The sequence below is a fragment of the Meiothermus luteus genome (assembly GCF_003574085.1).
In the GTDB taxonomy this organism is placed as follows: Bacteria; Deinococcota; Deinococci; order Deinococcales; family Thermaceae; genus Meiothermus; species Meiothermus luteus.
Genome location: NZ_QWKZ01000157.1, coordinates 1 through 3,596 on the forward strand (window position 1 = coordinate 1; position 3,596 = coordinate 3,596).

The 3,596-nt window shown below is 63.7% G+C and carries 5 protein-coding genes; 2 read left to right on the forward strand and 3 right to left on the reverse strand.

Going from position 1 to position 3,596, the window contains the following annotated elements:
• Positions 1-174: 174 nt before the first annotated feature.
• From Mlute_RS14465 to Mlute_RS14475, 3 genes are all read right to left on the reverse strand, one after another.
• The gene (locus Mlute_RS14465; RefSeq protein WP_119361253.1) at positions 175-801 is read right to left on the reverse strand and encodes a C39 family peptidase; all 627 of its coding nucleotides are present in this window, start codon (positions 799-801) and stop codon (positions 175-177) included.
• Positions 802-829: 28 nt separating this feature from the next.
• Positions 830-1,147, reverse strand: coding sequence for a hypothetical protein (locus Mlute_RS14470; RefSeq protein WP_119361254.1), 318 nt, complete (start codon positions 1,145-1,147; stop codon positions 830-832).
• A gap of 98 nt (positions 1,148-1,245) precedes the next feature.
• Complete coding sequence (locus Mlute_RS14475) at positions 1,246-1,557, reverse strand: hypothetical protein (RefSeq protein WP_119361255.1); 312 nt, start codon at positions 1,555-1,557, stop codon at positions 1,246-1,248.
• A gap of 766 nt (positions 1,558-2,323) precedes the next feature.
• Here Mlute_RS14475 and Mlute_RS14480 point away from each other — a divergent pair.
• Both Mlute_RS14480 and Mlute_RS14485 read left to right on the forward strand, forming a co-directional pair.
• Positions 2,324-3,337, forward strand: coding sequence for an ABC transporter substrate-binding protein (locus tag Mlute_RS14480; protein ID WP_119361256.1), 1,014 nt, complete (start codon positions 2,324-2,326; stop codon positions 3,335-3,337).
• 36 nt (positions 3,338-3,373) lie between these two features.
• A partial coding sequence (locus Mlute_RS14485) for a hypothetical protein (RefSeq protein WP_147371120.1) occupies positions 3,374-3,596 on the forward strand: 223 nt, incomplete at its 3' end.

The following is a 3,596-nucleotide window of genomic DNA, read 5'->3' on the forward strand; positions in this document are numbered from 1 at the left end:
GGGCATAGGCCCCCCGCTCCGGGTCTACCCCCACGCCAGTGAACCCCTGAGGGGTGTAGCGCAACCCCAGGCTGTAGCGCATTAGACCCGCCTCCTCCTTGGGCCTTTGCAAGGGGTCAATGGGCTGGGCCAGGGCCAAAACCCAAAACCAGCCCAGCCAGACCCAAAACCCCCTCACGGCCCCCTCCGGCCAAGCCCCTCCAGCGCCCTCAGGCGGCCTTCGGCCCAGCGCAGGGCCTCTCGCTGGCGCTCCTTCACCCCTGCGAGTTGAGCCTCGCCGGGCAAGGGCACCAGCGTCACCCCGCTAAAGCCCTTCTCGCGCAAAAGCGCCTCCCAAGGGAGAATGCGCCGTCCCCAGCTCGGGTCGGCCAGCACCCAGTTACCCCTCACCAGCCCCACCGCCACCACATAGTGCGGCTCAGGCCGGGTGGTGTGGAGCACCACCGGCAGGCCACCGCGCACAAAGTAGTCGGCCAGCTCCTCCAGGCTGAGCCGAAACCCGCGGGCCGGCACCCCCAGAGCCCCCATCGCCTCCCGCAGGGCCAGGGCGGTAATCCCCGAGGGTCGCACCTGGTCCTCCGTTTTCCCCATGAACCTAAGGGCAAGCTCCAACACCTGTTCCTCGTCCACCCCCTCCATGCCGTGGTAGCGCCGGAGCAGCGTGGCCACCGCCGCGGGGCCGCAGGTGAACCAGTCGGTCTGGCCCACCACCCCCTCGTAGCGCAGGGAGCGCCAGTCCCGCACCGGCTGGGCCGCCGCCAAGGATGCAAGGAGTACCGCAACCGTAAGCTTGGCGAACATCCTCAAGCCGCCCACAACCGCTACCCGGCTAGCGCTCCATAAGTCTTTTCGCCCAACCATAGGCCACACCGCCCAACAGGGCCGCTAGGACACCCACCCCGATCCAGAAGGCATCCGCCTTCATGCCGCCCAGAATCCAAGCAAACCCTCCAAACGCCAATGAAGCAACGAAAGCATCCAAGAAATCGTAAACCTTAGGGTTTTTCTGTCTGGAACGGCTCTCCAGCTCATCAACAAGCGGACCAAAGAACCAAATAAACACAGCGAAGAGGGCTACGCGCACGACTCCCGAAAACAAGGAGTCAGGAGGGCGGACTAAAAAAGCAGCCAGGGTCAACCCCAGCAAAATTGGGGTGTAATGGGGTTTCCACCGGCTCCTCATCTTTGGTAGGCCCTCCCGGAACCGCGTAAGTTCGCTTGGAATGTTAGCAGCACCAGGGCCCACTACCGCTCCTCCATGCGGGGTGGGTTGATGAAGAGGAAGATAAGGACAAGCACGGGGAGGAAGGGAAAAGCCCAGTCAAAGTAAACGCCGAGGTATCCGGCCAGATCCCGCTCCTGTATCAGCTTGAAACCTTCTTTGCCTCTGTAAAAACTGCTGATGAAAAATTCGTTTTTCCAACCCAGTCTATCCACGAGGATGGGGCCTAGATAAAACTGAGCTATCGCTAGAGCGAAGGTAGCCAGAAAAGCCCAAAAGAGCCTCCGCAGGCCTTCTCCTAACAGTACAATGGCATACCGTAAAGAACCCTTCATCCTGCTCCCGGTTGGGGAAGGGGCCCAAACCCCCTCCCCGAAAAAGCCTCGTGATTACAGTGTGGCAGCAGCCCTTTTACCTGTCCATGGCCCCGCCCACAACACCGCCTGCCGCGCTCCGCCCAAGGTCATCCTCGCCGGTCATCTGAAGAACCTGGAGGCCACCTTATAACGTCTATGGCAGTCCAAACAGCTAGACTTAGAAAAAAAGCTCTATGCAAGAGGCCTTCCAGCCCTTCGCTAGGGTCAGGCCAGCCGAAGAAGCGACCTGTAAGGAGAAAGAATACCAGACCGGTCAAAAAGTAGGAAATCAGCTTGGCAACCCTCAACCTCGCTGCCCACCTAGCGATCGTAGCGATGGTCATAGGGCCCTCTGATTGTGCCATACAGGCCACCTGCCACAAAGCCCCAGCCAACCCGGCCTGACGCCCAGGCGTGTAAGGCAGAACCTCCTAGACCACCCGCGGCTCCCATAAGAGTACCTCCGGCAGCACTCAGGCCAACCGCACCCCAATCGTGTACTTTCCGTCGTGAGCTGGCAGTAAATTCCAGCTCCCGCGCCCGTAGCGGCCCCTATGAGCAAGTTGGCCCAGCCCCCTCCACCTCCGCCAGCTCCTCGTCCGAAAGCTCAATCCCCACTATCAGCGCCATCGTACTCACCCAGGCCCTCTTCTTCCTGCTGGCTTTGGGCCTGCGCCGACTTTGACAGGCGGGGCAAGGTGGGGTAGATTATGAGCCGCAGTCTAAAACCCAACCGAGGTGTGCGATGAACCCATGGGCGATTAGAAGCTTCTGGCTGGCGGCAATCCTGTTGATGAGCGCAGGATGGGCCCAGCAACGGGTGAACGTGTTGTGCAGCCCCGACCTGGCCTGGTGCGAGGCCTTGGTTCCGGCCTTTCGGCAGGCCACTGGCATCGAGCTGCGCTTTGTGCGGCTGAGCTCCGGCGAGGCCCTGGCCCGGCTGCGGGCCGAGGCCCAGCGCCCGCAGTTTGATGTCTGGTTCGGCGGCACCGGCGACCCCCACCTGATCGCCTTCCGAGAGGGCCTGACCGAGTTCTACAGGCCTCGGGCCTGGAACGACCTGCGGGAGGATTTGCGCCAGGCGGTGGGCGAGACCTACATTCCCCTCTACACTGGGGCCATCGGGTTCGTGGTAAACACCCAGGTCTTGCAGCGGCGGGGCCTGCCCGAGCCCAAGCGCTGGACCGACCTGGCCGACCCCCGCTACAAGGGGCTCATCGCCATGCCCGACCCCAACACCTCGGGCACCGGCTACACCATCCTGGCCACCCTCATCCAAATCTACGGCGAGGAGCAGGCCTTCCGGCTGCTGGCTCAGATTCACCGCAACATCGCCCAGTACACCCGCTCGGGCTCGGCCCCAGGCCAGCTCGCGGGCCGGGGCGATGTGGCCATCGCGGTGCAGTTCGCCCACGATGGGGTGAAGTTTGCCCAGGAGGGTTTTCCCCTCAAGGTCTACTTTCCCCTCGAGGGCACCGGCTACGAGATTGGCGGCCTGAGCCTGATTAAAGGGGCCCCCAACCGCGAGGCGGCCATCCGCTTCATTGAGTGGGCCCTGACCCCCGAGGCCCAGTCCATCGCGGCCAAGGTGGGCTCGCTGCAAATCCAGTCCAACAAGAAGACCCCCATCCCCCCCAACTCCCCCCGGCTGGCCTCCATCACCCTTATCAAGTACGACTTCGCCAAGTTCGGCTCCAGCGAGGTGCGCGACCGGGTGGTGGGCCGCTGGACCAAGGAAATCTTCCCGCAGCCGCGCTGAGGCTTCTGTGGCTGTCCGGGCCCCAACGTCCTTCCGATGAGCGCCCCCGTCTATACCCCCTCCGTGGCCCGCAGCCCCTTGCTCCTGGCCCTGCTGGCCTGGGCGGCGCTGCCCTGGCAGGGAGGGGGCTGGCCCCTAGCAGTGCAGGCCGGGCCTTGGGCCTGGGCGGTGGGGGTTTTCCTGGCCTTGGCCTTGGTGGGCTCGAGCCTCCCCCACCCCCGCAGGCCCCGCGCGCTGGAGGTGGCCTTTCTAGCCTTGC